Origin of the sequence: Parafilimonas sp. (assembly GCF_047606085.1) — a bacterium.
Taxonomy (GTDB): Bacteria; Bacteroidota; Bacteroidia; order Chitinophagales; family Chitinophagaceae; genus Parafilimonas.
Genome location: NZ_JASGEX010000075.1, coordinates 1 through 3,213, shown reverse-complemented (window position 1 = coordinate 3,213; position 3,213 = coordinate 1). Strand labels below are relative to the sequence as shown.

The 3,213-nt window shown below is 42.5% G+C and carries 2 protein-coding genes; both read right to left on the bottom strand.

Annotated elements, in window-relative coordinates; translation table 11 throughout:
• Window positions 1-430: 430 nt before the first annotated feature.
• A complete protein-coding gene (locus QM629_RS06715) occupies window positions 431-1,783 on the bottom strand; it encodes an alkaline phosphatase family protein (protein WP_415158479.1) in 1,353 nt (450 codons plus the stop codon).
• Between the two features lie 13 nt (window positions 1,784-1,796).
• Window positions 1,797-3,213, bottom strand: a 1,417-nt coding sequence (gene eboE, locus QM629_RS06710) for a metabolite traffic protein EboE (protein WP_415158477.1), incomplete at its 5' end; no start/stop codon positions are given.

Genomic DNA, 3,213 nt, shown 5'->3' with positions numbered 1-3,213 from the left:
CGAAAATATTACAGCAGCCTGCTTTTGAGTCCCTCGTTTGTTTTTTAAATAGTCCGCTATCCGAAAACGCGTCTCTTCCTGCGCTGCTTTATTCTTACGTTTCTTATTTGCCATACGCAAATATACATAATAAGAACTAAATTATGTCCTTATTAATAAATCAGACCCCATTCGGGGTATTTTATAGCTCATATTTCTTAAGTTGACGGCTATGGTTGACACCCGCCTGTAGAACCCGCTACCGGTCGGTGTCTCACCGACCGGAATGCCGCGTATGAAGCGAAAATTTGAAATACGCCCTAACTAAACGACATTGATTGAATAGTGAATATTTTTGATTCACTACTCGCTATATCCACTACATATTACTATTAACGTATCTCTGGCCCGATATACCTGAGATGAGCCGTTGGCATGGATGGCGGGCATGCTAAGAAGTTAAGCTTTGCCATATTACATCATATACTTCGGTTGGCTGGATTTTCTCTTTGGCCAGGCTTTTATCCGTTATAATCAGGGGATGATAGGCGGCAGGTATGTGCATGCTTCCATGCGATCCTTTTACTAAAGTTGCATCGAGCGGGATAACATCCATTACATAGCGAAGGCCGATCTTCTTTCTGAAAAGTTTATAGGCTGCACGTAATTTCGAGCTCATAAACATTTCAACCGGGTCATATCCCGGCTTTTTATGTATTTCAACCGTGCGGGCATAATCGGGCGCCCTGCTGTCATCCAGCCAGAAATAATAAGTGAACCAGCTTTCCTTGTTTGCCACAAGCAGGAGATCGCCTGACCGCTCATGATTGATATGGTATTTTGCCTGTGCTTCTTTATCTAAAACCAATTCAATGCCTTCTGTTTTTTCTAAAATATTTCTTGTTTTAGTTATAGCTGATGGATCATTAATATAAATATGTGCTGCCTGGTGATCGGCAACTGCAAATGCTTTAGAAGCGCCTGCATCAAGTAATTCCAATCCTCTTTCGGTACGCACCTGTAATAAATCATGTTTACGCAGGATGCGGTTTATGTGAATGGGATTGTTTACCGGTACAATACCATATTCTGAGAGCAGTATGATGTTTGTATTTTTCTTCTCATAAAATTCTACGAGCTGCTTTACCACCCGGTCTGTGTCATGCAGGTCTTTTGATATTTTTGTGAAATCAGGCCCGGATTTTTGAAGGCAATAATCAAGATGGGGTAAATAGATCAAGGTTAAGGTGGGATCATAGCGGTCATCTGTGTACATAGAGGCATCAGCAATCCATTGTGTGGATTGAATGCCTGCCCCCGGCCCCCAGAATTGAAAAAGCGGAAACCGGCCAAACTTATCCTGCAATTCATCGCGTAAGCCGGCAGGAGAAGAATAACAATCCGGAATCTTCCTGCCATCAGCCAGATAGTTTGGCCTTGGCGTTACGGAATAATCAGCAGATGAATACATATTGTACCACCAGAACATTTGAGAACAGGTGAAGTGCGGATCTGCTTTTTTTGCCCTTTCCCAGATTTTTTCTGCCTGTACCAGTTGATTGGATTGTTTCCAGAACTTTATTTCACAATCTTCCCTGCTGTACCAGCCATTCCCAACGATGCCATGCGCTGCCGGAAATTTACCTGTAAGATAAGTTGCCTGCACGGAAGTGGTTACCGCCGGCAAAACGGGATCAATGAGCGATACATTTTTTTTTGAGGCGTATTCCTTAAGAAATGGCATGTATTCTCCTATCAGATTAGAAGAAAGGCCAACTATATCAATAACAACAGTTTTATTCATGTTTTCTTGCTACTTATGATAATACTTGTTTTACCCAGTCAAGCTCACGAATGATTGATTCCTGCAAAGGCAGCTTCAGCTCCTGTGGAAGCACTTCCCAGGTATAGGTCTCTGCTTCGAGATGATGGGTAAATCTCTTTTGTTTTTGTATGTTTAAAACCTGTATAATATCACTGCGGGTTGATTGCAATAATCCGAAATCATCTGCAGCAATTGGAACATGAAAATGTGCCCGCCATTCAACAACTGATTTGTTATTATAATCATCAAGCGCTTCCGGCAGATCGGGATAACGCAGCAGACCGCCGTTATCTTTTTTTGCAACCACCTGGTGCAGGTAAACCGGTTCATTAAATTTTTCAAACGCTTCTTTAATATTTTTTCTTTCTTCGCTATCGCTGCCCATTTCTTTTTTCAAAGCGGCGCTGATCTGTATTTTGCCCACCCTGATTCCCTTTTCCTCTAACCTGTTAATCTCTTTTTCATGGTCTTCATATCCAACGGCAAAATGACAAACATCATAACACAAACAAAGGTGCTTCTTCAATAAGGCGATTGCTTTATCGTTGCCGGCATCAAATTTTTGCATAAGCCTTTTTATTCCCGCCTGCATAAGTTCTCCTTCAAACCATTCAATAAATTCATCGCCCGTTTCTAAAATGCCGTCTGGTTCAGGTTCTATATCAAGGTGCATGGTTTTTCCCTGCGCCGATTGCTGAATTAAGTATTCTACCACATCCAGTATATTATTTGTTGCTGTTTCCCTTTTGGCTTTCAATTCCCCGGGTGAAAACCGGCGCCTGTAACCCAGCGGTGAGGTGGATATGCCGCCATCCATTCCTTCGGGCAGCAACGCTTTCAAAATATCAAACAGCCGTATAGTATATGCAACCCGCTCCCTGGTTGTCCAGTCGGGTGTATGCACATTATCCTTCACGCTTGTGCGGTGAAAGCCGCCATAAGGAAAGCCGTTCATGGTGAACACATAGGCCCCCTCCTTATGCAGCCATTTTTTAAAATCCCCGAGATTTTCTTCGTGCAATAGATCAATACTGGCTTCATTTGACAGGCGAAGCCCGATGCCCATTGCATTGCCCGGTGAAATTTTTTCTTTTATCGAAGGAAAGAATTTTTTTAATGCTTCAAAATGATCTTTCCAGCTTTCACCTGCGTGAATATTGGTGCAATATGTTAAATGGCCAAACGATGTTTCCATGTATCTTGATGTAAAAATGATGAGCAAGGCCGCAATGCTGCTGTTGATTGTTCGCCCTGTGCTCTTATAATACTGCGTGCATGTATAGTGCGCAAGGGATAAATTAGTGAATAATATTTCCTTGTCAGACCTCACCCCCAGCCCCTCCCGAATGGTCGGGACAAGTTCTCCAAAGGAGAGGGGAGCTAAAACCGAACAACACAAAATCACTTTT

Bases quoted from the DNA above. Each gene is read 5' to 3' on its own strand.
- QM629_RS06715 (WP_415158479.1), bottom strand. From the start codon at position 1,783: ATGAATAAAACTGTTGTTATTGATATAGTTGGCCTTTCTTCTAATCTG.